24 protein-coding genes are annotated in these 26,265 nt (G+C 60.7%); 15 read left to right on the plus strand and 9 right to left on the minus strand.

Going from position 1 to position 26,265, the window contains the following annotated elements; translation table 11 throughout:
- Window positions 1-8 precede the first annotated feature (8 nt).
- The 10 genes from ACUXH0_RS15485 to ACUXH0_RS15530 all read left to right on the plus strand — a co-directional run bounded on the left by ACUXH0_RS15485 (window position 9) and on the right by ACUXH0_RS15530 (window position 9,366).
- Window positions 9-1,079: a type IV secretion system protein gene (locus ACUXH0_RS15485; protein WP_012435620.1), complete on the plus strand. Its 1,071-nt coding sequence runs from the start codon at window positions 9-11 to the stop codon at window positions 1,077-1,079.
- A gap of 4 nt (window positions 1,080-1,083) precedes the next feature.
- Window positions 1,084-2,346 carry a TraI domain-containing protein gene (locus ACUXH0_RS15490; protein ID WP_012435619.1) on the plus strand — a complete coding sequence of 421 codons (1,263 nt, stop codon included), beginning with the start codon at window positions 1,084-1,086 and terminating at the stop codon, window positions 2,344-2,346.
- Complete coding sequence (traD, locus tag ACUXH0_RS15495; RefSeq protein ID WP_012435618.1) at window positions 2,343-4,199, plus strand: conjugative transfer system coupling protein TraD; 1,857 nt, start codon at window positions 2,343-2,345, stop codon at window positions 4,197-4,199. Before ACUXH0_RS15490 ends, traD begins: the two co-directional genes overlap by 4 nt.
- A 7-nt stretch (window positions 4,200-4,206) precedes the next feature.
- A complete protein-coding gene (locus ACUXH0_RS15500; protein WP_012435617.1) occupies window positions 4,207-4,713 on the plus strand; it encodes a hypothetical protein in 507 nt (168 codons plus the stop codon).
- The gene (locus ACUXH0_RS15505) at window positions 4,685-4,933 is read left to right on the plus strand and encodes a hypothetical protein (protein ID WP_012435616.1); all 249 of its coding nucleotides are present in this window, start codon (window positions 4,685-4,687) and stop codon (window positions 4,931-4,933) included. The genes ACUXH0_RS15500 and ACUXH0_RS15505 overlap by 29 nt, the downstream gene beginning before the upstream one ends.
- A gap of 56 nt (window positions 4,934-4,989) precedes the next feature.
- Window positions 4,990-5,550 carry an IncC plasmid conjugative DNA transfer DtrJ family protein gene (locus ACUXH0_RS15510; RefSeq protein WP_225694716.1) on the plus strand — a complete coding sequence of 187 codons (561 nt, stop codon included), beginning with the start codon at window positions 4,990-4,992 and terminating at the stop codon, window positions 5,548-5,550.
- Between the two features lie 59 nt (window positions 5,551-5,609).
- Window positions 5,610-6,476: a hypothetical protein gene (locus tag ACUXH0_RS15515; protein WP_012435614.1), complete on the plus strand. Its 867-nt coding sequence runs from the start codon at window positions 5,610-5,612 to the stop codon at window positions 6,474-6,476.
- 148 nt (window positions 6,477-6,624) lie between these two features.
- Entirely contained in the window at window positions 6,625-6,927 is a 303-nt protein-coding gene (locus ACUXH0_RS15520) for a flagellar transcriptional regulator FlhD (RefSeq protein WP_012755739.1), read from the plus strand.
- Window positions 6,928-7,063: 136 nt separating this feature from the next.
- Window positions 7,064-7,537: a hypothetical protein gene (locus ACUXH0_RS15525; RefSeq protein WP_012435612.1), complete on the plus strand. Its 474-nt coding sequence runs from the start codon at window positions 7,064-7,066 to the stop codon at window positions 7,535-7,537.
- Window positions 7,538-7,644: 107 nt separating this feature from the next.
- Window positions 7,645-9,366 (plus strand): ATP-dependent helicase, encoded by a 1,722-nt coding sequence (locus ACUXH0_RS15530; RefSeq protein ID WP_012435611.1) that lies wholly within the window; start codon window positions 7,645-7,647, stop codon window positions 9,364-9,366.
- 4 nt (window positions 9,367-9,370) lie between these two features.
- Here the strand turns inward: ACUXH0_RS15530 and ACUXH0_RS15535 are convergent, their stop codons facing one another.
- From ACUXH0_RS15535 to ACUXH0_RS15550, 4 genes are all read right to left on the minus strand, one after another.
- Window positions 9,371-10,678 (minus strand): replication initiation protein, encoded by a 1,308-nt coding sequence (locus ACUXH0_RS15535; protein WP_012435610.1) that lies wholly within the window; start codon window positions 10,676-10,678, stop codon window positions 9,371-9,373.
- Window positions 10,679-11,648: 970 nt separating this feature from the next.
- Window positions 11,649-12,725, minus strand: a complete 1,077-nt coding sequence (locus ACUXH0_RS15540; RefSeq protein ID WP_012435609.1) for a ParB/RepB/Spo0J family partition protein — start codon at window positions 12,723-12,725, stop codon at window positions 11,649-11,651.
- A complete protein-coding gene (locus tag ACUXH0_RS15545; protein ID WP_012435608.1) occupies window positions 12,718-13,416 on the minus strand; it encodes a ParA family protein in 699 nt (232 codons plus the stop codon). The genes ACUXH0_RS15540 and ACUXH0_RS15545 overlap by 8 nt, the downstream gene beginning before the upstream one ends.
- A gap of 718 nt (window positions 13,417-14,134) precedes the next feature.
- Complete coding sequence (locus tag ACUXH0_RS15550) at window positions 14,135-16,249, minus strand: phage integrase family protein (RefSeq protein ID WP_012435607.1); 2,115 nt, start codon at window positions 16,247-16,249, stop codon at window positions 14,135-14,137.
- Window positions 16,250-16,445: 196 nt separating this feature from the next.
- On the opposite strand from ACUXH0_RS15550, the gene ACUXH0_RS15555 reads away from it, so the two are divergent.
- From ACUXH0_RS15555 to ACUXH0_RS15575, 5 genes are all read left to right on the plus strand, one after another.
- Complete coding sequence (locus tag ACUXH0_RS15555) at window positions 16,446-17,054, plus strand: hypothetical protein (protein ID WP_225694715.1); 609 nt, start codon at window positions 16,446-16,448, stop codon at window positions 17,052-17,054.
- Window positions 17,051-17,236: a hypothetical protein gene (locus tag ACUXH0_RS15560; protein WP_004635264.1), complete on the plus strand. Its 186-nt coding sequence runs from the start codon at window positions 17,051-17,053 to the stop codon at window positions 17,234-17,236. The genes ACUXH0_RS15555 and ACUXH0_RS15560 overlap by 4 nt, the downstream gene beginning before the upstream one ends.
- A gap of 54 nt (window positions 17,237-17,290) precedes the next feature.
- A complete protein-coding gene (locus ACUXH0_RS15565) occupies window positions 17,291-18,145 on the plus strand; it encodes a DUF5677 domain-containing protein (protein WP_004635267.1) in 855 nt (284 codons plus the stop codon).
- A gap of 16 nt (window positions 18,146-18,161) precedes the next feature.
- Window positions 18,162-20,561 (plus strand): restriction endonuclease, encoded by a 2,400-nt coding sequence (locus tag ACUXH0_RS15570; RefSeq protein WP_004635269.1) that lies wholly within the window; start codon window positions 18,162-18,164, stop codon window positions 20,559-20,561.
- A gap of 389 nt (window positions 20,562-20,950) precedes the next feature.
- On the plus strand, window positions 20,951-21,676 hold the full coding sequence (locus tag ACUXH0_RS15575; RefSeq protein ID WP_004635270.1) for a hypothetical protein: 726 nt from the start codon (window positions 20,951-20,953) through the stop codon (window positions 21,674-21,676).
- 144 nt (window positions 21,677-21,820) lie between these two features.
- Here the strand turns inward: ACUXH0_RS15575 and ACUXH0_RS15580 are convergent, their stop codons facing one another.
- The 5 genes from ACUXH0_RS15580 to ACUXH0_RS15600 all read right to left on the minus strand — a co-directional run bounded on the left by ACUXH0_RS15580 (window position 21,821) and on the right by ACUXH0_RS15600 (window position 25,946).
- Window positions 21,821-22,582: a hypothetical protein gene (locus tag ACUXH0_RS15580; RefSeq protein ID WP_004635272.1), complete on the minus strand. Its 762-nt coding sequence runs from the start codon at window positions 22,580-22,582 to the stop codon at window positions 21,821-21,823.
- An 85-nt stretch (window positions 22,583-22,667) separates the two neighbouring features.
- Window positions 22,668-23,060, minus strand: coding sequence for an HU family DNA-binding protein (locus tag ACUXH0_RS15585; protein WP_012435605.1), 393 nt, complete (start codon window positions 23,058-23,060; stop codon window positions 22,668-22,670).
- Between the two features lie 119 nt (window positions 23,061-23,179).
- Complete coding sequence (locus tag ACUXH0_RS15590; protein WP_021197350.1) at window positions 23,180-24,049, minus strand: hypothetical protein; 870 nt, start codon at window positions 24,047-24,049, stop codon at window positions 23,180-23,182.
- Window positions 24,046-24,996, minus strand: coding sequence for a TraB/GumN family protein (locus ACUXH0_RS15595; protein ID WP_012435603.1), 951 nt, complete (start codon window positions 24,994-24,996; stop codon window positions 24,046-24,048). Before ACUXH0_RS15595 ends, ACUXH0_RS15590 begins: the two co-directional genes overlap by 4 nt.
- A 104-nt stretch (window positions 24,997-25,100) precedes the next feature.
- Entirely contained in the window at window positions 25,101-25,946 is an 846-nt protein-coding gene (locus tag ACUXH0_RS15600) for a DNA-binding protein (protein WP_012435602.1), read from the minus strand.
- Between the last annotated feature and the right edge of the window lie 319 nt (window positions 25,947-26,265).

Below are 26,265 nucleotides of genomic sequence, written 5' to 3' on the forward strand. Positions count from 1 at the left end.
TGGCACAGATGAGCTTTCCTCGACTGATGGGCCTGATGCGCATAGCGTTGCTGGTCTGCCTCGCGGCGTTGTCGACAGGTGCAACGGCGCAGGCAGACGCGACCTTCCCTGTCACGACACCCTCGACGCCGTCTCCCACCGGCTCTGCGGGGTCAGGCGCGGATAACCAATCCGGTCCCAACCTCGCCGGGCCGAAAGGCGCGGTCGGGGAAGCCATCTCTAGCGCGCTCAAGAAGTTCACCGATTCGACGGCGCAGGTCATCAATGCCGCGGTCGGTATCAGTCACACGATTACCCCAGAAGCCGCCAAGTTCGCGGCGGCGCTGGGCATCATCACCATTGTCCTGGCGGCAATGCGCTTCGCTGGCGCTCACCACCCCGTCACCGCGTGGACGAACTTCCTGGAAGAGATGGCGACGCTCGGGATATTCGCCGCGATCTATGTGGGATACGAGCGGTTCGCGCCAGGCATCTACCAGTACTTCAACACCATGGCCACGTCCATCGCCGGCGGCGACCTTTCGCCCGGTGCGACGTTGGCCACGACGGCCGGCAATTTGTGGGACTCCTACGGCAATGCCCTGAATGCCGCGACCTGGTACCAGAAGATTGGGGTGGCCCTGGCCCTGATCCCCCTGCTGCTTGCCTTCGCCGTGACGGTGGCGACATCGGTGATCTACAACTTCTACATCTCGCTCGGTCAAATTCAGGTGGCCATCGGCATCGTCGTCGGCCAGCTCGCGGTCGCCCTGGGTTTTTCCGAATTCACGCGCAAATACTTCCTCGCCTGGTTTGACTACATGGTGTCCGGCTCTCTGTATGCAGTGGTCGCGGCAATCATGTCGAAGCTGGTGACCGCGTCGTTCGCATCTTCACTCGGTGACGTGAACTCGATCGGTACCGACACGATGGCGGGCGCCTGTTATGCGCTCGTGCTGAGCATCTTCCTGCTGTTCATTTCGTTCGAGATTCCGAGCATTGCAGGCAAGCTGTTTGGCAATGGTGCCGGCATCAGCGGCGGGGCCGTAAAGGGCGGCATCAAGGCGGCGTGGGGCCTTGGCAAGCGCATGGCGGGCTGACGATATGAACCACACGCCAATGCCCATCGCTGCATTGACCGCCACGCTCGGTTCGCGGCTGGACCTCGTTCGGCAGTACGCGAACGAGTCGTCGAGCGCGGATTTCGAGCGCAAGTGGTTGTCCGTGCTCGAAACCTGCGCCGACTGGTATTCGTCGATGCCGCTGCGCCCCGAACAGCATCCGGAACCCGGTGGCGCGTTTCGCGCCACGGTCGAGACCGTCTACTACGCCCTGCGGCTATCCGGGGGACAGAAGTTCGGCGCCGACCAGCCCTCGGAGCGTCGGCGCAAGCTCGAACCACAATACCTGTATGCCGTGTTCCTCGCGGCGTGCTGCACCTGGCTGGACGAACCGTTCCGCCATTTCCAGTTCTACCGACTGAGAGACCAGGCCGAGTGGAGCCCTGCCGCGCATGGCGCCTTCTCGGCTTGGCTGGAAGGTGGCGAATACCGTGTGCAACGCCGAGAGGCGCCATTGCCCATCGAGCGGATGCGTACCGCCCTGCTCGCACGTTCCATCCTCGGCAACACTCGGCTGGAGCTGCTCGAGAGCATGGTGCAAACCGACCTCTTCGGTGCGATCAATCCGGAGAGCCGCCCGGCCGGTACCGAGTCGCTGCTGCACAAGGTCCTGCGTCAAGCCGTGGCGGTGACCTGCGACACCGAGGACAAAGCACGGCGCGCGCGCTTTGCCCCCGATACCACGCCGATTCCTCCCGCGAAGACGTTGGAGGACGGATTTGCCGCTCACGCTCAACCGGCCCCGGCGGCCGAGAAACGTCCATCGCAGCCCAAAGCCAAGGCGGCAAAGAGCGAGCCGTCGGCAGCGGATAGCGTCTCGGCGCTGTTCGAGCAGGCCAAGGCCACGCCGACGTCAACCGCTTCAGCTTCGCCTGAGACGCCAGCGCCGACATCGGAGAAGCCCAACACCCAAAGCTCACTGTTCGACTTGGACTCGATGCAGGTGCCCAAAGAGCCAACGGTCAAACAGGAAGACCCGTTTGCCGAAATCCTGAGTTCTGCGAGCACGCTCATGCGCGAGTTCTTCCGCGCACTCGTGCAGGACGTCGAGTCGGGCAAGGTGGCCGTGCACTGGGCCGAAAAGGGGCTGGTGCTGCAAAAGCGGATTCTCGGCAGCTACGGCATCGCCAGCGAAACGCTGGTGGACAACCTGCGCAAGCTCAACCTCCTCGCCAGCTCGCAGGGCGCTGACATCGTGCTGGTCGAGCGCATTGGCTCGCTGATCCTCGCCCGTCCGCAGCAATGAACTACGTGAGCCACTTTCGCCCGATCTTCGAGGCCCGCGCGGCCGTCGGTTGGCTGATCGGTTTGATCTTGCTCCCCCTGTCCGGCATGCCCCACGCATGGGCGTTCGCGGTCATTTGTGCTCTGTTCCTCGTGGCGCGCGCCTACCAGGTGCGCAAGGCGCTGGCCTTTCGCATGTCGATTTCGACGCGTTGGCTCACCCTCATTCAGATCGACGTGCTGCTGCGCACGAGTGCCCGCATGCGAGCCGACCTTGACGCGATGTACTTCGGTAACGGCTTCGAATGGACGCAGCGCCATTGCCAGATCGCGCACGACATCTTGCGCATGCCGTCCACCGAAATTCCGGGTCTTCCGAAGTGGCTCCCGCCGAAAGTCGCCAAGCGAATCGAGACCGCGTTTGCGCCGCCCAACAGCGTCCCCGACACGGCCCCGCAGGGCAAGTCCTGGATCCACGGGATGGAACCCAACAAGATCGAAGTGCCCCTGCACTATAAGGCGCTCGGCGGTCACACGGCCGTGAGCGGCACCACGGGTGCCGGGAAAACCAAGACCTACGAGCTGATTGCGACACAGGTCATTCACAGCCCCAACAAAGACGTCCTCATTATTGTCGACCCGAAGAACGACAAGGACTTCAAGAAGCGCGTCGAGCGTGAATGCAAGCGTGCCGGTCGCAAGTTCCTGTACTGGAAGCAGGCTGCGCCGTCCGAATCGATTCGGATGAATCCGGTTGAGAATTGGTCGCAGCCGTCGGAAATCGCCAGCCGCGTCTCCCAACTGATGGAAGAAGGCCCTTTCCGCGACTTTGCCTTCCTCTTCATCGACCGCGCAGTCAAGGGTGAGCTGTACGTCGGCGACAAGCCGAACCTCCGCTCGATCCTGAATTACGCACAGTCCGGCATCAATGGTCTGCTCGATCGATGCCTGCGCCGATTCTTTCCGGAAGCGGGCATGCTCGACTGGGAAGACGAGGCCAGAGGCTTTCTGCAGCGCATCGCCCAGAAGGGCGGGGTGGATCCTCTGCAGGGGATGGTTCAGCTCTACGTCGACAACTTCGCAAAGAAGGGCCTCGGCCACGAGACGATCGACGGCCTGGTGGCCACCTTCGTGCACGATCGCGAGCACTACATGCGGATCATCGCCTCGGCGCTGCCGCTGCTGCAGATGCTGGCTACCGGCGAAACCGGTCTCATGCTCGCGCCGAAGGCCGACGATTTCACGGATGACCGTGAGATCTGGGATATCGAGCGCGTGATCAAGCAGAAGGCCGTCCTGTACGTTGGCCTGGATTCGATGTCCAACAGCATCGTCGCCAAGGCGATCGCTTCCATGCTGCTGGCCGACGTGGCTTCTGTCGCGGGCGCCATCTACAACTTCTACGAGACGCCACCCGACATCGTCTTGCTGGTCGATGAGGTGGCCGAAGCCATCAACGAGCAGGTGATCCAGATTCTCAACAAAGGCCGTGGCGCCGGCTTCCGGTCGTTCGTGGCGTTCCAAAGCCGCTCCGACCTGGAAGCCAAGCTTGGCAGTGCTGCAAAGATGCTGCAGGTGCTCGGCAACCTGAACAACCAGATCATCCTGCGCCTTGAGGATACCGACACCGCGCAATGGTTCTCCGACAAGGTGGGCGAGACAGCCATTCGCAACATCGTGGTGTCGAGCAGCGCAAGCACAGGTTCCGAGTCGCACGTCGGGGAATTCAGCGGCTCCGTATCTCGCTCGACGCAGTTGGAGAAGGCGCCGCTGATTCCGCCACGCCTCATCACCGAACTGCCGAACCTCCAGTACTTCATGCGCATCTCCGGTGGCTCGGTCTACCAAGGTCGCATTCCCATCATCCAAGGATAACTGCAGCATGCCCAGTCTGTTTCGACAAGTCGTGAACCAGTACAAGCTTTCGTCGAAGCTCGCGCCCGTCTTCATCGCCTTCCCGGAGCTGGATGACTCCTGCAAGCGCGTCGTCGATTTTCTCGGCGTCAATTTTCGCGTGCGCGAAGAACCCCTCGTGGCCGAGATGCTGATGGATGCGTTGTCGGCTTACCGCCAGGCGCGCAAGGAGGGCGACGCGAATATTGCTTTCGTGCGCGGCCTCTTCACCCGCTCGCACGAGATCTTTTCCATGCGCTACGCCGCGTTCAAGGGCGAGAAGTACCACGTCTGGGCACCACTGCAGGAACCCATCCCGGACTTCGAGGCACGCCAAAGCGCCGGCTACCAGTGCCGCATGGTCGATGAGCCCTGCCCTGACGACGTGACGCCGCGCAGCGCTGCCATGCAAATGGCTGCGCGGGTGCTCAGTGGGCACGTCTTCTGCCGCTATTTCGAGGAATACGATGTCGCTGAAGAATTCGCTCATCGCTAAGGTGTCCCGGCTCGATCTCGATACGGTCGGCCGTATCGAACTCGCCGCCCGAGGCTACCTGCAGGAACTGGCCGAGATTCCGCCCGAGTACGCCCGCGGCCGCGAAGCACTGTGCTTCGCGCTGCAGAGCGTCGCACTTCGCCGACCGGCGCTGTTCTGGTTTGGGTTGGCTTCCGTCATCGTGACGCCGGCGTTGCTGATCCTGCGCGTGGTGCTCTGATGGCTGACAGTCGCTTCGCCTCGCACCTTCGCCTGTGGACGCTTGTTGCCCCGATCATGCTCGCGGTCGGCTGTCCCTTCCTCGAAGGCGATACCACATTCGAGATTTCCGACGCCGAACTGGCGTCGGTTGAACTGAACCTGGGAGACACCGCGGCGACGCGGGCTGCGGATCGGACCAACACGCAGTTTCGGCACTGGTTCGTCGAGTCTGGCGCCATGAAGGCGTGGACGTCCACGCTGCCGAACAGCACCGATATCTCCGACGCTGGCGCGACGGACATGAGCAACGCTTGGCTGCGGCACTTCTGGATGTCCATCTACCGAGGCATCTTCCGCGCGAACGTCGCTCTCTCGTGGGCATTCGGTGCCTTCGTCTTCGGCATGGCCATGATGAACGACGGTGCCGTCTCGCGCCGAATCAAAGCAGCTGCTGCCGGGTTCGCAAGCCCCGTTGCTTTTCACGTGGCGGCACACGCCACGGTCATCACCCTGGGATTGGGCACGTCCGCCCTCCTGTTTCCATTTTCCTTGAACACGATGTGGTGGTCAGTCGGCGCGCTGGTGTTGGGCGTGCTCGGCTGGCGGATGGCTGCATCGTTTCACGTAGGCCGATAGCCGCGTTTCATTCCGTCCCACTGGCGCCCATTTTGGGAGCAAATTTTAAGGAGCACACCATGCAGAACACGATCGATAAGGTTGCAGGCGCCGACAACTCCGACGTTGCCGTGACGACGAACGGGGATACCCTTCCCAACGATGAAGTTGAATCCAGCGCCGCAGCGAATACGGCAGGCGCAACAACACCGTCCGACGTTGAACAAGAACTCAACGAGATGGAGAGCGCGGTCGATGCGCTGCAGCGCGACAGTCTGATCTCGGCGGCCGACGCGGACAGCCAGAAGGGCGAGGTTGCGCGCACCCGCAAAATGTTCCGCGAAATGTCGCCGGATGATCGCGCCAAGATCGTGTCCCGCCGGCGCGAACTGGGGCGCCAGATCCTGACCCGTCAGCTCGCGGGTGCGTCTGTTGTCGAGACTATGGTCAAACTCAACCACACGCGCCTCAAGCCCCTGTTCGAGCAGTGGTGGCCGTTCATGAACCGGATGACCATCAACCTGACCCGCTTCGGACACAGCACGTTCACCGCGTCGGAGCTGTCGACCATCACAAAGCACTTCGAGACACAAATGGCCAATCTGGAAGCCTACGTCGATGAGCAGCTGCGCGTCGCCGAGGGCTATCGCGCAGCACGCGAGAAGGACATGGAATCCAGCGGCGCAATGATCTGGAAGCCGTCGGTCACAAAGCCGTCGATGGAGATGGTGGTCGAAGCATACTCGCCCTTCTCGATGCGGGCTCTGGGCGTGCTGAACAAGTTCGACCGGGCCATGGATCACTTCGACTTCATGGTGTGGAACGCCATCCGCGATCAGTCGGACGTGAACGAGGAAGTGAATCGCTTCCTGCGCAAGTTCCAACCGCTGGCCATTCGTTGCTACACGACGCACCTGCGTCTGATGACCACCGTGCGCAACATCTGATCTGAGCGCGCTCGTGCCCTGCCGGACGACCTCCGCCGTATCTTCACCTGTTGGTGGCGGTACGGCGTACGCATCGGCACAGAGGGTTCCGCCGGCGGCGGGCCACATGCGCTCGGCATTTCCTGAATCGCCTGCAAACGACATCACCATGGAAGCGACATCGCTGCTGAGCGAGATTCGATCTCTCAATATCGCGTATCTGCGCCTTGCTCGCAGGCTGCTAGCCACCGATCAAGCCCTGGCGACAACTGCGCTGGGTATCTCTCAATCGATGGGCGAGGCATTGCTGACCCTCGACGAAGAGGCATGCGTGCGCATGGCACAGACCAATCTGTTTTTGTGCCGCATCCACTTTGATGATCGGGTGCTCGCTGCGCTGTTGGCTGGACCTCGCCTGGAGCTGTTGGAAAGCCCTGCCTCGGCGGGCAAGGCGGCCCCCGCGATTGCGTGACGCCCCGGGTTCGGCGCGCAGCGGTCTACTCCACCGACATTTTTTGAAGCCGATTGCCGGTTTTTGCGAGTCACTGCCATTTATGGAGTGGCGACGCACTCGATCGCTAACCGCTTACACATCCATTGGGAACACCATGAACTCACAGGCCACACTGACAAAGCTGTCCGTCGCATGGACGCTGGTCCGCCACATCGCATTCTGGGGTGGTTGGGCTTTCCGCTTGCTGGTTGTCGTGCCGAGCGTCGCGTTCTGCCTACTGCTTGCGATCCATAGTGACTTCTCATTCTCCGCGATCCCGCGCGAGCTGCTCCAGTCCGTCGCTGATAGAGCCAAGTATCCGGCGGCTCCGGCTGGCTATATCACGATGCAGACATGCAAGGACACCACGTCTGCCGTCAAAGGCTTGCCCCCGCCGCAGGCCCTGTGCAAGACGTTTGGCTTCGAACAGCAGTCGATCGACGCTTCGGCGCGCGAAGCGGGGATGAATCTGGCGCTGATGTACAGCATCTTCGCGCTTCTGGGCTGGGGTTGGTACTTGTTCTCTGGGTCCTTCAACGACAGCCTGCGCGCATTCCGCTCGTCGCTTCAGAAGGTCCGTCGAGCCTAAGTCCCGGGTGCCTGCGAGTTTCCAGAAGCTTCACCCGGCTCGCAGGCCACTTGCCGACCCCATCGGCCATCGCAGGCTCGGGGTTGGCCACCGTATTGGTTTCTCAGATGCCCACGTCAATCCTAGACGAACTGAACCCGTCACAGCGCGAAGTGGCAGACCTACGCCTGCACTGTGTCGCCGTTGCCTGCCCGGGCGCCGGAAAGACAAAGACAATTGCGACCAAGGCAGCCATTCTTCTCGCCGATCCCGCATGCAGGGTCGGTGCTGTGACCTTCAACAAGGAGGCGGCCACGGAACTGCAGGAGCGCATTCGCGCGCTGGCCGGGCCGGCATCGAAGGCTCGCCTGTTGGCAGGGACCTTTCACGGGCTGGCGTTCAAGCAGCTCACACCAAAGGGATGCAAGCAGCAGGACATCGCCAACGAGGGGGACCAGTTGGCGCTGGTTGCACAAGCCCTGAAGGAAGCCGACCTTGATTGGAAGGAAGAAGCCGCTTTGGCCGCCATCGAGGCAATCAAAATGGACTTCGGCAGGGTTCCGCCTGGCAGCGTTGAGGAGCGCCTGTATTCGGCATACCAACAAGCGCTGGCGCGGAACGGGAAGCTCGACTTCCAGGACATGCTCTGTATGGCCATCGAGGGCATGGAGCGCGGAACCATCTCGCCCTACCCTTTCACGCACCTGCTGGTCGATGAGTTCCAGGACACCGATCCGCTGCAATACCAGTGGGTCGCGCAGCACGCGCGCAGTGGCTCGATCGTGACCGTAGTCGGTGACGATGACCAAAGCATCTACGGCTTCAGGGCCGCGCTCGGATTCCGAGGCATGGAGTCGTTCATCAAGGAGTTCGACGCGCGTCCCGTGATTCTGGGGGAGAACTATCGCTGCAAGTCAGAAATCCTCGCCGCTGCCGACAACGTCATTCGGAACAACAAGGAGCGCATCCGCAAAGATCTGGTCGCCGCGCGTGGCCCCGGCGGCCACATCTCGTTTCGGCGCTTCGATGACGAATATGCCGAGGCCGTGAACGCAGTGGAGGCCCTCGCAGCGTCGATGCGCGCCAGCAAATCGGCAGCGATCCTGGCAAGAACGAACCGTATCCTCGACCCAGTTGAGGCCGTCTGCCGCTCCCATGGCGTGAAGTATTTCCGAGCGTCCGGCAAATCAATCCTGAGCCGGGCCGAGGCCGCGCTAATGTGCAACCTGCTCGAACTCATCCAGAAAACGAAGACCAACGGCCTCGATGCCGTGCTGGCGTTCGCTGGCGTCGGAGCGCAAGACCTCAAGACGTTGCACAGCCGGATCGGTCCCAGTCTTGAGCAGCGGCCGCGCAAGGAGCTGGTCGAGATGGGCCTGGCCGAGAGCACCGCGGACACGTACCGGGAGCTGATGAAGCGGCTTGCCGAATGGCGCGGTCTCTGCGATCGGAAGTTCTATCCGCTCGTGCTGGAAGGTGTCTACGAGTGGATGGCTCAACGTGCCAAAGCAGACACCGCCAAGCGTGCGGTCACCACGACCTACGACGTGCTGAGCCGCCTCAACGGTCCATTCTCGGATCGTATCGCCTTCCTGCGGCGCGAGAACAACGTACCGGCGGCCGACGCGCTGATTCTCACGACCATGCACAACTCAAAGGGCTTGGAGTGGGATCACGTATGCATCATCAGGGCTGAAGAAACCGTGGTGCCGAACGAGAAGAGCACAGAGTCCGAGGAGCGTCGCTTGTTCTACGTGGCCATGACCCGTGCGCGCGACCGTCTTGAGATGAGCACGGCGAAGAAGAATCCAACCTCTCGATTCGTTCTTGAAGCCGGTGTGTCGAAATAATCAGCTAGACTTTTCCCGACAGCACGAAGTTCAGAATTTCGCCGGCATTGGGTTCGCCCCAAGTTTCGTGTGCCACCCATTCGAAAAAATTCGATTCCGCTGCCTTGGAGGGCTTCTTGCCTGCGACGACCTTCAACTCCTTCACAGAACACTGATCGTTGTAACGCGAGAGCATCGCCGACTGATCGTCAGCGGATAGTTCCCCAAAGTAGCCCTGCGCATGCGGAATGCGAGCTGCGAGGTATTGCGCCCGCGCATCCTCTTCATTCTTTGGGCTTCGTGCCAACGGCTTCTGCTGCTGTTGACCAGCTCCGGCAGACTCAGCCTTGCCCGCGCCCTTGCCCCAATCCTCCGTAAGCGACTTGCGAAAGTACGCCGGGATGTTATCCAACGGCGGAACACCCTTCTTCGCTTGTCGAGCGCGCGTGTAGCTGATTGCCTCCAGGATGCGTTCGGCTCCGAACGTGCGAACGAGGCGCTTGGCCTCGGAATGCGGGACACCGAACTTGACCACTGTGTTGACTAGGTCTTGGTGAGGCTCCTCCTCCAGTGCGCTCACTTTGCGACTGATCTTGAATTGAATCTCACCGACGGTTCGGCCGACCTTGTGCTCGATCAACTCGATCTCATGGTCTGATACATCATTGATTTCGGCAATACTCGGCGTCAACACCGCTCGCTTGAAGATCTTGTATTCCTTGTATTTGGTCTCGCTCTCTTCGCGTCCGAGTATGAGATTGCGAAAGGTGGCCAGTGGGATACGTGCGGTCAGGCCTATCCGTTCGAACCGTACAGTGTTCTCCCACAACGCAAGCGAATAGGACCGCCGGAACAGCTTGGCGATCCGCATGTCGATCATTGCGTACCGTTGGGGATCCAGTAGCTCCTCACTGATCTGCGGAGCGAACGAATACGACAAGACGGAGCCCACAATCTTGGCGCCGGCAATGAGTGTTGAACCCGTCCATGTCGACGTGCCGTCGCTATTGAGCTGATCCCAATCCACGACAGTGCGCATCAACGATTTTGCGGTCTCTTTGATGTATGCGTTGTCCTTCGTGGTGAGGTCGAGCGCTGCCATCATCTGAGGGATAGAGACCTGAAACGTGTTGTTTGTTTCTCGGCCTGCCAGGCGTTGCTCGATGGCGTTCTTGATCAGTGCATTGAAGATGCGGCGCTGCTGGAGCGACAGCGCACTACCTACCGGTGAAACGTGGATCGCTTGAACCGCCTTCTTGAACGGCTCAGGAGCCTCCTGTTGTTGAAACAGGGCGATCTGGGAACCCTTCTTTGCTTCGGGTACGCGTGCCATGACCTAGTGGGTGGGTTCGCTATAGGTGAAAAACTAGGGGTAGATTTTTCACCTATAGCGCTCGTTTGGCAATCTTACGTTGCCAGGAAGGGACAGCGCTCGCTGCCTGAGTGTTCGACTCTTGATCTCGCTCTCCCCAAAAACGTTCACCTTTTACGCGGGCTTTCGGCCCCGCATTCCTCGAAAGGTGAACGGATTTGGGGGGGCTTTCCGCAGTTGCCCGTCCATCTATTGTGCTCCATAGCGCTCATTTGCCCATTTCGTAAGCATTGGAAGGGGCGACAGACTCTTGAAGTCGTCTCGGGTGCGCTTTCGGAGCCAATTGCCCCAAATCCTTTCACCCTTCCCCTCCCCAAATCCTTTCACCTATGCCCGGGAGCCTGGGGCTGGATGGAAGTGGGTACTCACGGGGTTACCCCAAATTCGTTCACCTATGGAATCCCCAAATCCTTTCACCTATGTTTGCAGGCATGGATTTGTGCGGGAGTGCCTGCTCGCATGCGCCCCAAATCCTTTCACCTTTCATCTCCCCAAATCCGTTCACCAAGCGGGTCCAACCTACGGTCTCGTGTGTCGCACCTGGGCTGTACTCTAGGGTGGCTCTCCCCAAATCTGTTCACCCTCGCCATCCCCAAATCCTTTCACCTTTAGGGTTCGCTGGCGGCGCCCCAAATCCGTTCACCAAAGCCCCAAATCCACAACCCCTTGGCCCCAATGGCTTTCACCGTAGCCCCAAATCCACAACCGGCGTTCCCCAATGGTGTTCACCCAATCCACAAATCTATGCACCATATGACCGGCAAAGCCTTACTGGGCTTGGGTTTCCGGAGCCTAAATGTTGTTTAAAGGTTTAAAGTGTTTACGTAAACAAAGTAAACGCTGCGTCTCTTTCAGAGAGCGTCAAAAAAAGACAAAGACCCAGGTACACCTGGGCCTCGTCGTTGAAAAACCTGCATACAGCGTGCTGTTGCTAGCCCGCTGATGGCTCTACCAACTCTTGGTCAACCAGTGCCTTCAGCTTCTCAGCCAGCGCCTCTTGTTTATCAGCCGGAATTTCCTTCAGCTCCAAGCTAATTCGGCCGTCAGGAAATGTCTTAAGTTGGCCGCGCTGCACACCATCAGCTTTGAAATCGAAAAGCTGGTGGTAGCGAGTGCGACTTCGCTTCGCGGTAGCGCCCGGGCCTTGCAGGTTGCGCAAGATGAGCTCCAATTCGCGCACCGTTCTCTTGCCTTCGATAACTGCCGTCAGATGACGATCAGCGCCTTCCTCCCCGACACGGTCGAAGATCAACTTGAGGCAGTAGGCCGCCTGCAACCCCACACGATCAGCACTTTCTGCCATGCGCTCTAGAATGGCTCTCGGCAGTGCGTTCAGCGAAAGAACCTTGCTGACGTATGCCTTGTCTTTGGTGACCTTCTCAGCCAGCGAATTTTGATCCGCGACCACCTGTTGCTCGATCAATTGCTGCCACGCAATCGCGTCATCGAAGATTGACTGCCGCTCGTGGTCGTTGTTCGCTCGGTAAGCCGTGGTGTAGAGGTCGATGGGCAGTACGTCATGACGTTCTTCGGCATCGATGTGCGTCTCGCCCAGCGATCTCTTCGCACGCAGCCGACGCTCGCCGTCGATGATCACATACTTGCCAGGGAACTGAGGTAGGCGCGTGAACTTGATGGCCTCAATTTGGCCTTCCCTTTGAAGGGTTAGGGCCAACTCTTGGATTTTCGCCTCTGGATAGAAGACGCGAGGGTTGTACGGGTTCGAGACGCAATCGGCAATTGCGATGCTCTTGCGCCCACCAACTGCGGACGCAGTTGGGCCGGCAGCAGGTTCCACCGTGTTGGCGGTTGTCTCGGTAACGGGTTGAGATTCTTGCTCCTGAGGGGAAGCCGGAGGCGGTTCCTGCTCTCGCTCGCGAGTCTGAATGGCCTGCTGCTCGTTCTTGAACCCCTTAATCAGCCCGCTCGCGAGGGTGAGCTTTGGGATGGGCTGCCCCTTTGTTGTCGAGGCGCCTTGCACTTTAGTGTCCTTAGTATTCTTAGACATTTTCCACCTTTTGCGAACGCGATTGAGTGATGTGCTGCGTCAACTCAAGGACCAGCGACTCGATTTCAGCGCGTGCTTCCTTCAACCCCTTCATGTATCGCCCGCACTCATGTGCGGTAGTCCCAAGAGCAAACAGCTGCCGATAGATTTCACGTTGGGCAATTTGACTCTGGAGCAGATGCGTACCAACGTCTTGCTGGTTCAGCAGCGAAAGGATTTCTTCTCGCATGCGTGTACGGCCATTGATGTTGTTCAGCATCAGTGCGGAAGCTAATTCCGGATTGATGCGCCGTTTGATGTTCTTGATTTCGTTAATCATTGCCAGAGTGCTGAACAAGTCAGCCGGCGATGGCCCCATTGGGATCAGGCAGAAATCTGCGATGCCGAGCACCTCGGGCGTTCGCGGGTCCTCAAGGTTACCAGGGCAGTCCACAACGACAAGATCGTATTTGCCTTGCAATTTTTGGATTTCGTTTCCGATCTTAGAACCTGCGGGAGCGAGACTCGCCACCGAAATCTTGAGAGGCTCCTCACCGCTTGTTGCCCATCGCAATGAGGTGTTCTGAGGATCTGCGTCGACTAGAGCGACGTCCGTGCCTCCAGATTGGAAGGCAGATGCGAGATTGAGACTCAGCGTTGTCTTACCTACGCCACCTTTTTGGTTTGCGATTGCAATCGTAAATGCGCTCATAGGTTCTCCAAGGTTTTTGTGATTTTAGCGAGACTTGCTGTGAACTCAAGGAATTTCTTATCTCTCTTAGTGTTTTTCTCATCAGCCGTTGTAAATGAGTTGCCACGTGGAAACTATCCTCGTCATGCACTGTGGACTGAACTTTGCGACCAGTTTCCACGTGACAACCCGTCACATCTTTCCTGACGCTGGAGTGCAGTTGTCACGTGGAAACTCGTGCCAAGCATACGTTGCATGTGCGGTTCGGGCGAACGGGCTTCGTGGCTGACGGGAACACTTGGAGCTATTAGCCGAATCGGCGATCGCAATGACGCGAAGTCTGGGCGAAACTTTTACGGATCTACCGAACCCCATTGGTAGCTGCCACCTGGAAACGCGATGGGCCCCTTTGCTGGCGTCACTATCCAGCATCTATGTGATGCAATAGAAGGTTCAGAAGTACGGTCTCTGGCGGCAGTCGGCGACAACATGTCGCATGATTCTGCGTGCGCATGACACTCGTCTGATAAGTTGTCACGTGGAAACTGCAGCAATGCAGCTGGGGATGCTTGCGGGGCGAGTTTCCACGTGACAACTCATTGAGGGGTTCACGGGGGCTCGCTATATACTGAAAGTTAGCCCAATGAAGGACGGGCTTCGTTTGATCTTGGCGCCAGCTTAAGGACAGTGCCGGCTAAGCCTGCAAAGACGGGGAAGTTGCGGCCCCCGCATTCGAAAATCACGAACGCTTCCAAAACCCCCGCAGCTCCTTCATCCGAATGGCCTCTTCCGACGTCACGTAGACCGTCGTGGTGTCGAGCGACTTGTGCCCCAGGTTCTGCTGCATGATCTCGACCGGCGTGCCGGCGGCAATGGCATGTGATGCGTGTGAGTGTCGCAGCCAGTGCGTGCTGGCTTCGTTCAGCCGTGCTGCTCCCTGCGGATCGGTTGCCTCCAACTCGGTTGCGCAGGCCTGGAAGAAGCGCTTGATCTGCCGGTAGAGCACACCCGGCGTCAGCGGAGCGGCAGGGCTCGCCGTGTCCCGCTTTGCCCACGGCGCACGCTCAGCCTGATCGGTCGCGTGGCCGAGCAGGGCCACCGGCTCACGAATCTGGGCGGGGTCGCTGGGGAAGCCGCGGGAGTCCAGGTACGCGCCCAGCGCGTGCACGACCTCATCGGGCACTGGCACCTCACGTACACGCGACCCCTTGCCGACCACGGTCAGCCACCAGCCGTCCATGCGTTCGCCGGAGCGGGGGAGGGCGAGACTGCGCCATGCCAGGTCGGCCGTTGTCGCTCCCACGATCTCCGCGAGACGCAAGCCCGTGGCGTAGAGCAAGGGCAAGGCGACCTGCAGCCGCAGGTTCGATGACGTGCGCTCCAGCAGGAACAGGCGCTCCACCACAAACGCCCATTGGTCCTCGGTCAGACTGCGCCCAACGTCCAGCTGTGGTTTGCCACCATTCGTCGCCCGCACGCCGCCCCACGGATTGCCGCTCAGATAGTTCTTGTCGTTGAGGTACCGGTACAGGTTCTGCAGCACGGTCAGGGCATAGGCCTGCGACTCGGGCGACAGCTTGCCCTCGAACGGTTTCCAGCTCGGCGTCCACCGTTCCCGAGAGCGTGGCGCACACCAGTCGTCGGGCACGTCGGCCAGGAAATCGCGGTAGGCGACGCAGTCCTCAGTCGTCATCGACGAGAGCGGCTTGCGCCGAATCCAGATGGCCCACAGCAGAAAGCGTTCTGCCTCCTTGCGATAACTGCGCTGGGTGTTGGACAGGTAGTGCAGCCAATCCAGCGGGCCGGGCTCGGTGATGACATCGCGCCGGCCGGTGCGCCGCCGGGCGATCTCGGCAGGCGGCAGCCCCGGTTTCGAGCGCAGCCAGGTGAGTACCGCCTCGTAGTCGTTCTGGGCGTCCAGCAGGCACTCGACCGGGGGCCGCCGGAAACGGCCGTTACTGCCGTCGAGCGCGGCCGGCACAACGATCTTTTCCAGGGGCAGGAGGCCAGTGCCGGATGCCACCACGCGGTCACGCTCGTGCGCGGTGAGTTGCCGGCGCGGGATCCGGGCGTGTTCGCCCAGTTTGCGCGCCAGCGTGTCGGCGTTCGCGCGCAGGAAGCGCTCGATGGCGTGGGCTTTCTTCTCGCCGACCCCGCGCAGCGCGCGGAACCAGCCGCCGCCCAGGCTGTTGATACGGTCGATCAGGGTGCCGATGGTGGCTACGCCGGCGGCCTCCAGCCGATCCGCGACGCCCGCGGCCAGCCACGCGTGGCAGTGGTCGTCGACCCGCACCGGCTCCGCCAGCACCTGTTCCAGGTCGGCCAGCAGGCGCAGCTGCCGCTCCATCAGCTTGGTCCGGCGCTCGGCCCGCTGCACCGCGTCTCCGAAGCGCTCCCGATAGGCTTCGAGCTGCTCCTCGATGCTGAAGTCATCCAGCCCGTTCTCCAGCGCGAACTCCTCCAGCGCTGGCAACGCGGGTCCGCGCTGCGCAAGGCCGGAGAGGTCGATGCGGATCAGGCGCACCTTGCCGTAGTGGCCGGCGCGGCGCACGGCCGCCGCCAGTTCAGCGCGCAGCCAGGCGGTCATGCGCCGTACCTTCGGGTGCGCGACGAAGGTCTCCTGCGTCAGCTCGGCCTGCGCCTCCAGTTCGCCATCGATGGCCAGGTAGCGCGCCCACATCGGCCGGGCATCCAGCCCCTGGACGACCGCGCGCAGGAACGCGAAATGGCCACGGTGGAGGTGGCGTCGAACGACAACGCGGCGGCGGGTGGGTCGAGTGCGCTTTATTTCACTTTGCAGCGTCTCGAGGCTGGGGGGTGGTTCAGGGTTGTGGTCGGGGTCGAGCGGGTCCATGGGCGGCGAAGCGTTGTCGGGCTTGGGTTTCCGGGCCTGTTGGAAAACGCGAAAAAGTGACGTTCTCGAAAGCGTACATTAATTTCACAGTACATGATAAGAATACTTATCAACCACAGTAAAAAGCGCACTTCACTCGATGGAGTGCGCTTTTAGGCATGTTAGAATCAGCCCAATAGCCTCCATCCAGACCGAAATGTCGTCGCCGACCTCAAAAATGGCGGCCCAGCGCCAAGACTGGGACACTGCCGAAAGCCGCTGCGCTGAGCGTCGCGAGCTGGCAGGCGCGGCGGCCAGCGCGGCCGTCGCGGTAGAAGAGGGGGTAACGGTGCGCTTCCGGCCGATCGGACGGACGGACGTCGATGCTGCAGATCGCTGGACCTTCGGAGGCTATGCCCCAGGCTGGCTATGGTCCCGCGAGTTGACACGGGCTCGCCGTCGGCCGCGCCGCGTGGAGGCCGCCGTTTATGCGGAGTTGCCGGATCACACGCATGTCTTGTGTGGCTTGATCCTGGGGCGGATCAGTAATCGACACGTGGTCGCGTCGATCCACCTGCTCAGCCGTGCGCCGGCACCTAACCCGCTGCAGGGCCGCTTTGCCAAGATCGCAGTGCGCTACCTGGAATTCTGTGCGGCGGCGTTTGACTGCACGACGGCCTCATTGCAGCGGCCCATTCCCGAGTTGGTAGATTTCTACAAAAGCCTGGGCTACTCACGGGTCGTGGAGAAAAAGGGTAAGATTGAGAGACTTGAGCGCGATCTGGGGGCAGTCCTGTCCGCAATGCGCAAGGGAGATCAACCATGAAGCCGACAGCACGCAAAATTCGACGCCAAGCGCTCCTGGCCGAAAAGCCGGAACAGGTCGCCGCGCGCCTCGCCGTGTTCGCCAAATTGACGCGCGAACAGGCGGTCGCGCGCCGGTCGGTAGTGGAGCCCAAAGTAGCAGGATCGGTGTTGGCAGGCCGGCGCGTAAGGGTTGCAGGCTGAGGCCACACTCGCACGTTACAGGAGCCGCCTTCGGGCGGCTTTTTCATATCTGCAATGACTGCATCAGTGCTGAACCATGATCTTTCGGGGGACTTTGAGCGCCTGCTCACGTTGGTGATGCAGCTCGTTGAGTCCCAGGCCGGGCAGCAGATCCCGGTGGACCAGCTTTGGATGAACGATGCGCAAGTGCTGGGCAAAAAATTCTGTTACCACGTAGCCTCGCTGCGCCTGATAGCCCAACCGGTCCAAATCGATATTGCCGGGTATGGCGCAGATCTTCACATCGACCACAGTTCCGTGATGATTCTTGCGCGCGCGGCTCTGGAGACCTACCTCACGTTCGCCTACATCTACGGCAGCAAAGATGTGGAGGTCCGACAATTCCGCCATATGATCTGGCGTCGTGCCGGCCTACTGGACCGACAGGCGTATCCGGCACGTGCGCCAGAGCACCAACAGAAGTTGGCCGACGAGAAGACAAGGATCGATCAACTCCAGATCGAGATCGAAGCCCACGGCGTCTGGCAGCAGTATTCCGAACCGATGCGTAAAAAGGTTCTGAAGGGCGAATGGCGCGCCGGCCAGTCTTGGATCGACACTGGCATCGCCGCCGGTTTCCACCCCGTCTATATCCGCCAAATCTACAGCTTCCTCTGCGGCTACGCGCACTCGAGCTGGCTCAGCATTCTGCAGATTCGCGATGCACAAGCGCTTTGCGACCAGGAGGCGATGGCCGCTAGGTTCGTAAGCGTGGCCCTCGTTTTCATGAGCTTCTTTGCAACGAGCTACGTTGCCTTGTTTCCGCAGGCTGAGGCGGTCCTGGCCAGCAACACCGAAGCGGCCAACCTTGCCCAGCGGTGGCATCTGACCGCTGATCGCCAGTCTGCCCTGTATGGCACAACGAACTGAGCTTGCCGATTCGCCTATGCCCGCCGACCAAAACCCACCTGCTAAGCAATTCCCCCGGAACGAACGAGTGCCGGTGGCGCGCGCGGTTGCCACGACGATAGAACATGCCACGGCCGCCCAAGTCAAAGCGCTGGCGGAGCCGTTCAAGGGAACCTCGGTGGGTCAACGGTTCTTCGGACCTGGCTGGATCGGTGAAGATGGCGTTGCTTGCATAGTGTTCATCGCCCAGGACCGTGACACCATCCAACGGCTACGTCGACAGCGGACGTGCGTCGCAATTGGTTGGCGTTGGAACAACACCCCCTCCATGGTGTTTTCCTTTACGTTGATGACAGAGGGAAAGAATCCCCATCCCCACACACGGTGGATGCGGCCGAGCGCTGATCCAGTGGTTGCGGCGATTCGCCAGCGCGGTCGCTTTCGCATGATCGCCGTTTCGCCGGAGGGGTACCAAACTGTTTGGTTTGAGGCGCAGTTGCATTCGGGTTTTGGGGAAACCGCTCCCTCACTCCAAGGCATGGAGCAGCAATGGCAACATCCGGTGCCTGGACTGCAGGGGTCACGCGAGGGTCAGCGATTCGATCCATTCGAGCGCGAACGAAAGGCTGACACAACCGATGCCGCTCCTGCGATCCCGCTTTGGGCGGAACCCGCGTCAGACGTCTGGTCGGAGCTGAACTATGACGGGCCCTGGGCAGGCGACCTAAATGCAACAGACAAGGCTCGCGTCGCATGGGGCAGGCAGGTGTATCGGAATCGCCGCCTCGCCGCTGGCTTCGTGCGCGGAATTGCAGAGCGACAGGCATATGACCGCGTACCACCGGTCGTCACGGAAGAGGGCAACTGGCTCGGTGAGGGCATTATTGCCGAGCAGGGCAGGGTGCTAGTGGCGCGTGCGCCATTGATCGGACGTTGGCTGGCAGCATTGGCGGGTCCAGCCCCCGATGCGGAAGCTGCGTATCGGGCGTGTGTTGAGGTGCTGCATGACACGTACGCGCTGTTCTGTTTGCTCGACAAGCTGATTCCGCTGCTCAACGATGCGGGCGACCAAATGTTGTCCGAAGCCGCACGTTGGACGTTCGAGGCTGCTCTGTTGGATGACAAGATCACGCAGGGCGGCACCCACCGGCCCTGGTTCGCCAACACTGGGCAACACGGTTTGGAATTGCGTAGTGCGCCGTTCAACCTCGAAGCGTCGCTGTCCGACATCGAGGAGATGTGGCGCAGCGGTCTGGACATGCTGGACCTCATTGACGCGGGCCAGCGCCTCGGGCCAAACGATTTTCCGGTCCCGTTGTCGGATGTCTGTGAAGCCATGCGCGGCGTCGCGCTCGATGGCACCGAAGACGAAGCTGAAGCGACGATTCAGGCGATGCTGCGCGAAGCACAGGAAGCTCGGCAATGGACTATCCCGTGGGGCGCACGAGTAGAAGTGGCGTTCGGCCCATTCGTGGCGGTGCGGATCTTTGAGAACCAAGGCGAGTTCGCGTGCCAATTTCTCGACGCAGCGCAGCGCTACCACCATGTCGCGATTGGCATTGCCAGCGATCCGCCGCGCGCAACAGGTGGCCGCTTGATCCGCCCGCGCGATGATGATGGCGAAGTGACGTGGAACACGGACGCCGAGTTGAGCTTGCAGTTGATCGCAGCTGCGATCATCCGGGACTTTCTTGTGGTGGAGGAGCGAGAGTCGCTGTTTGGTACGCGAACGACAACGCGCCGCAGCCGTGGCCGTGACTTGACGACGGTGGTGTACCTGCCGCGCGTACGCTATAGCCGGCCCAATCTACGGCAGGCGACACAACACGCGCACGAATCTGGTCGTGCCCCACACGCTGTCACTCAACACCTGCGCCGGGCGGCAACAACATCGGCGACTCAGCGTTTTCTCGCACAGCGGTATGGAATGCACCTTCCAGAAGGGTTCACATTCGTGCGCCCACACACTCGCGGGGCAATGGCGGAGGCTGAGCGGGTGCGTGTCTACCGCAGCCGCTCGGCATCGCGCATGATCTACGAAGAGGTATCAACCGCGCCAGAAGGTGCGCGGCCGGCATGGTTTGAGTTCGAGCGGGATTGTATGCAACTGCTCAGGGAACGAGGGCTGCGCGTGATTCACCAGGCCGCCAGTCGGGATGGCGATGGTGGCGTCGATCTATACGCGGTTGACGAGAGCGGCCAATCTTGGATCGTACAATGCAAATGCTGGGCGGCGCATCGCAGTGTCGGCCCGGAAATCGTGCGTGAACTGCATGGGGCCATTGCCTTTGCTGATCGCGGCAGCAGCGGCACCAGCAAAGGGATCGTCATTACCACAAGCCGCTTTACTTCGGGGGCCGCCGAGGTCGGGCGCGAGTTTGGCTTCGAACTAATCGACGGCCAGCAATTTGCTCAGTGGCGCCAAAATCGGCATTGAAGTTGGTTCACTGTATGAGCGAGCACCTTGCCTTGCGAACGTGCGCGCTATCATCGAACGGGCCAAAACCCTCGAAGCACTCCCATGAGATCCCACACACGATGGCTCGCCTGCAACAGTTGTGGCGTCCTGCGTGACCACGTTCCCGAAAATGCCGGCGTAACATCGTTCGACGCGGCACACCGGGTGCAGCTTTGGATCTGCACGATTTGCGGCGCTGCCCACCCGGTCGCACCGGAGCATAGTGATCAGGCCGACCGCGAGCGATTGGAGCGCCTAGGACAGTTGCGACTAATTGAATGAAGAAAGCTTGTCGGCACCCGTTTGACACCGCATTCGGTCAATCGCGTTGCTGAACTATCAACACACACAACGATGAAGGAACGCGGATGAAGTTCTACCATTTCACGTCCGTCTCGTACGCCGAAACGATCCTCTCGATGGGGATTTCGCGTGGCCACGTGAAGCATGGTGACGGAAGCATTCGCAACTCAGTGGTCTGGCTGACGACGGATCCCGATGCTGATGGTCACGGCCTGACGACAGGCGACAAAACGTTGACCGCGAGAGACATGGAGTATCTGACCCGCGTCGATGGGGTCGCACCCAAGAATGGCATCGTCATGAACAAAACCCGAGTGCGCCTGACGGTGGAGATGTCGGCCGACACAGCCACTCTGATGCCCTTTGTCGAGTACTACGCGCGTCGTGGCGAAAAGCCCGATGAAGCCAAGCTTATGGGCCTTTCCGCATACGTCGAAAATCCTTGGCGTCTGCCTCTCACGAGACGGCGGCATTTATTGAAATCGACCACAACCAAAGAAGGCACGTGGTGGCTCTCGTTTGCGCCGATCACCGCCTCCGAGATTACGCGGGTCGAATACAACAGCCCGGCTGGGTTCGTAGACTACGACTTTGAAGCGCATGGCCGGCAGCACTTCCATGACGCAGGCTTTGTGGTGCCCAGCGCCGCCACGCTACAGTCGCTGCACCCCCTGGTGCCCTGCGACTATCCCTTCGAGAAGGCGAAGGCGTTCGCTTTCTGCTTGGACACGAAGCGCGTTCGACGTGGCGACTGGTGCGCCGGCGTTCGGAATGAGCCACCCGAACGCTGAGGCCTTGGCCAAGTGGGTACGCGACCACTCGGACGAGTTGCTCGACTGCTGGGCCCGCGCTGTTGACGTGTACTACAGCTACTACCCGAAAACAGGGATGCCTCGCCCCCCAGTTCGGTTGAACCCGTAACTACGGGTGCGGGCCTAGCGATCCTGCGCTGTCGAGGGGGCCGCCGCCGCTTCGCTGGCGCGGCCTGTCTTTGATGTAGTCGTCGACTCTTTCGCTGCGGTGGATGTTGAGTGGAAAGCGGCACCAAACTTGTCGCTGAAGTCGTGCCAGCCGGTCACGACCGTCACGAGGGCACTAAACGCGACGAAGGCAGCAACAGGCCACCAGGCAAGGAACGCGCCGACGGCCCTTGCTACCAGGCTTGGCCGAGTCGTCATCGCCTTCTCCGCCGATTGGTAACGGTCTCGGCGCCGCAGCATTCCGATGCGCCAACGATCCCACCGCGAACCACCGTCGAGCACACTGGATACGCGCCAGTATCGGAACGCGTCGGCCACGGCTGCGTCGATGACGCTTTGTGTGACATCGTTCGGGCCCACGAACACTCGCCAAACGATGAGCTTTTCGGGCTGCCGCATGAATTCAGACTCGTACGGATAGAGCAGCACGGCGACATTGCCGGTTTTGGCTTGAGAGAACACAAGTGCGGCTCCGTGCTCCGCCGCTGTCGAGCCCTGTTTTCTCAGCGAAGCGCCCACCGGATGCTGGCCTGGGAATAGGGTGACAGTTCGGTGCTCGCGTTCGACGCGCACGTATAGCCGTTCGAGGTAGCCTGCTTGCTCGGCTGCAGTGATGACCTTCTCAAATTTCTCTTGCAGAGCCGGCTTCAGTACGACGTTCCAATTGATGAACTTGTAGCGGCGCACGTCCGCGCTACGCTGGGGAAAGAGAGACAAGACATCCTCATGGGTTGCGTTGGGCACACGCGCCAATGAAAACGGGAGGCTTGGCCTCCCGTTGGCACGAATGGCAGCGGAGGACTTACTGAGCGGCGTCCTTCACCTTCTTCAGCGGGCGCACCTTGACACGCACGCTGGCCGGCTTGGCCTCGAACCATTGCTCTTGGCCCGTGAAAGGGTTTTTGCCGAAGCGACGCTTGGTGGCCGGTACCTTCACGGATACCACCTTGAAGAGACCAGGCAGCGTGAACTCGCCGGCGCCTTTCTTGTGCAGCGCACTCAGGATGGTGTTCTCCAGATGCAGGAGCACGGACTTCACGGCCTTGGCCTCAAGTTCTGTCTGCTCGGCCAAGTGACTCACCAGGCTGGCTTTGGTGAAGGTGTCCTTCAGCGGCTTGATGGTCGGGGCCGCGGCGGCGGCGGTCTTCTTTGCCGGTGCGGCTTTCTTTGCTGCGGTCTTGGATTTCGTCGCCATGGAGTGCGTAGATTTCAAGGTGGTTGACCATCGCGAGATGGCGAATTGTGCGCGCTACTGCGTGCGAGGGAAGAATAGCAAGGCCAGTCGTGCTGGACAACGGGACTCACCGTCTTCATTTAGTCAAGAGGGGCCTCGTAGCGGGGCGCGCGGATCTGCGCGTCGATCCAAGCATCCTTTACCACCGTATCGAGAACGGTCGGGGGAATATCGAACCACTCCGACACGAAATGTACGGCGTCGGCCTCTAGGCCCGCCCATGCTCGTGCTTTTGCCACCCAGCGCGGTCCGACCTGAATTGGAGTGCAGCGTCCGGGCGTGACGTGGAAATAGCTGACGCGGTGCGCGGTGGTTGATTCGATGAACCACATACGGCGGATGCCGGCGTCGTCTCTGGCGCAGCCGAGACGCAATCGGGCGCCTTGCTGCTCGAGCGCGCGCAACGCACTGACCAACGAGGCATCGGTCGGCCGGTACCAGACCGAGACCTTGCGCAGCACGGCGTGTTCACCTTGCGTGGCGCCCAACCAGTTCACGGCCGCGACCAGGCGGTGGACGCCGTTGGTGCACGTCACAGCCCCGCCGTAGGCGGCCAGCTTCAGTTCGTACGCTGCCTCAGGGGCGGGAAATGATTGGTGGCCGATTTCCGATTCGCAGTAGTCAATGACGCGCTCGTCCCAGCCAAAACCGTGCAGGTCCTGCAGCATGCCGCGCCACGTCAAGGCCTTGCTGAAATTCCGATGCGTTAAGCCAACCACGGCGGCGATGGGCACGTCGACGTAGACCCGCTGGGTTGATCCTTCAGTCGTGAGGAGATCAAGGACCGGGCCCAGCTCAGTGCGCTTCCAGACCGACTGGTCCAATACCGTGCAACTGGAGTCAGATGCTGCCGCGCGGATGCGCGCAAGGCCCGGTGCCTTTCGCATCTGCGCGGCTTGGTCTTGGCCATAGACGACATCTTGAGCGCGATGCATTGCATCATCCATCATGGTGCTTGCATCTCCATTGCTGTGTCATTCGGCAGCAGAATGTCGTTGACTTGGTAGCCGTCCGCTCGCAAGAGTGCGATGAGTCCGTCGGACCCTGGCAGGTGAGCAGCACCAACCGCGACCACCGCGCCGCCGGCGTCGAGGGCTTGGCGCAAGCGCGGCATCCAGGACAAATTGCGGTCGTGGACCATCAGGCGGTGATAGATCGCCGCATCCTCTGGAGATTCGTTACCCAGACTCGCGAGAGCGGCGATCCTCTCATAGTCGCCGCGATTGAATGCGATAACAGCTTGACGGAAATCCTCTCGCTGGCGGGCGATGTTCAAGCCGCCCATCAGCAGGCGCCAATAGATCCGATCCGGGACCGCGCGTCGCCGGTTTTCCAAGTCGGTCTGATCTTCGAGAGGCACTATCGCTACGTTGTAGCGCAGTGCCGCTATCGCGAATATCGCGTCTCTGGACAGGTTGCTCAATTCTGTGCAGGGAATCCAAGCGTACGCGGCGGCCATACGCGGACTCTTGTGCTGCAGCATTTCGATGGCCAGGTCGGGACGTTGAGGTGCTGCGCATTTCGCGCGCAGCTGAAGAAATTCAACCTGTGTATCGGTCAATGACCGGGCCCATGGTGCACGAGAGGCCCGACCAGCAAACACCTCGGGGTCCAGTAGATCGGCGCCCTGGAGTTCGACAGGCTGTGGACCTTGGGCCCTCGAACTTTCAATGACAAAACTTGTGGCGCCCTGGAGCACCGACATCGCCGGCTGGCGCATGCCCTGATAGGGGACGTGGAGAGTGGCGACCAGCACGCTTTTGGCCCCGTTCGGCGCGGTGATTGCGAGTGCGGGTACGCCATCCTGTGCAATAGCCGGTGTGGAGGCGAGGGTGGCGGCACAAACGAATGCCGCCAGTGTGCGAAATTGGTCAACCAGGCCAAACGACCGCAGCATGCGATGACTCCGGATGTGAAGAGGGCTAGGGGAAGGACTGTATGGCGGGCAGGGCGCAATGCAGAGGGGGGCCGTGCCGCCCAGTGGGTAGGTAAGCGGCGTTGCTACGCCCCCTTGCGCCGTGAGTTTGGTTTGCTCGGCGGTTGACCGGTCTGCTGATCTGGTGCCGACTCTGGTGTCGGCTTCGCGGCCTCAATTTGCTCGCGCAGCATTCGCAACTCGGCCTGGGCACCGGCCTCAAGACCGACGACCTCGGTTAGTTTCTCGCGGGTGCGCTCATGCGCGGCCTGCGCTTCAGCCAGTTGGGCACGCACCTGGTGCTCGCGCGATTCGGCGTTGGCCAAGCGCTCGTTGGCCTGGATTCGGGCGATGTCAGCAGCTTCACGCTGCGCATCGGCGACGGCGGCGGTGCGATCGGCAGCGACCCGGGCGGCCTGTTCCGCCGCCAGTTGGGCGCGCAGTTCGCTCAGTTCGCGCTCCAAGTGTGGCAGCGCTTCCAGGCGCAACTCCACTTGCGCGAGCGCCCGACGAACGGCGGCGAGTTCGCCGCGCTCCCGCTCCGACTCTGCATTCAAGCGTTCGATCTCTGCTGCCTGCTCGGCCGCCTTGCCGGCAAGCTTGTCGCGCTCTGTCGCAACCTGCTGCAGCTCCTGCGTCAGGGCGTCGCGTTCAGCTTCCAGAGCCTCGCCAGTGCTGGCCAGCACCGCGTTTTCACTCATGACCTGCGCCAGTGCGGCCTCGGCGTCGGCCGCGGCGTCCTCGGCCACCCGCGAAAACTCGGTGCCCAGTGCGGCCAGCAGGCGGGGGTTCGGATCGCCAATCTTGCGCGCGGCAGGCTTTTGTTGACCCTGCCAAGTAACCAGATGGCGGTGGATGGTGTTCATGCTGCCAGTGCCCAGCCGCTCGCGCACTGCGCTTAGCGTCGGCTTGATTTGCTCGGCGTAGAACAAAATAAAAATGTCACTACGGTTTGGCGAAACTGAGCCAACGCGGGCTCTGTAGTGACAATTTTAATTACGTTGAAAGCGAGGCAATAGCGTCAATAGGCGTAAGCCCGCATTAAATTTGTCAATTGGCATCCTAGACTTCCACTCCCTTCGTAAGGCCTTGATCTTATGGGGAAAAGTCAGTCCTTCGATAGCCCGGTCCCGATCCCGCGACCTCGCGGAGCGCATCGGCGTAGAACAAAATAAAAATGTCACTACGGTTTGGCGAAACTGAGCCAACGCGGGCTCTGTAGTGACAATTTTAATTACGTTGAAAGCGAGG

It is taken from the genome of Ralstonia sp. 110700041-2, from assembly GCF_056280165.1.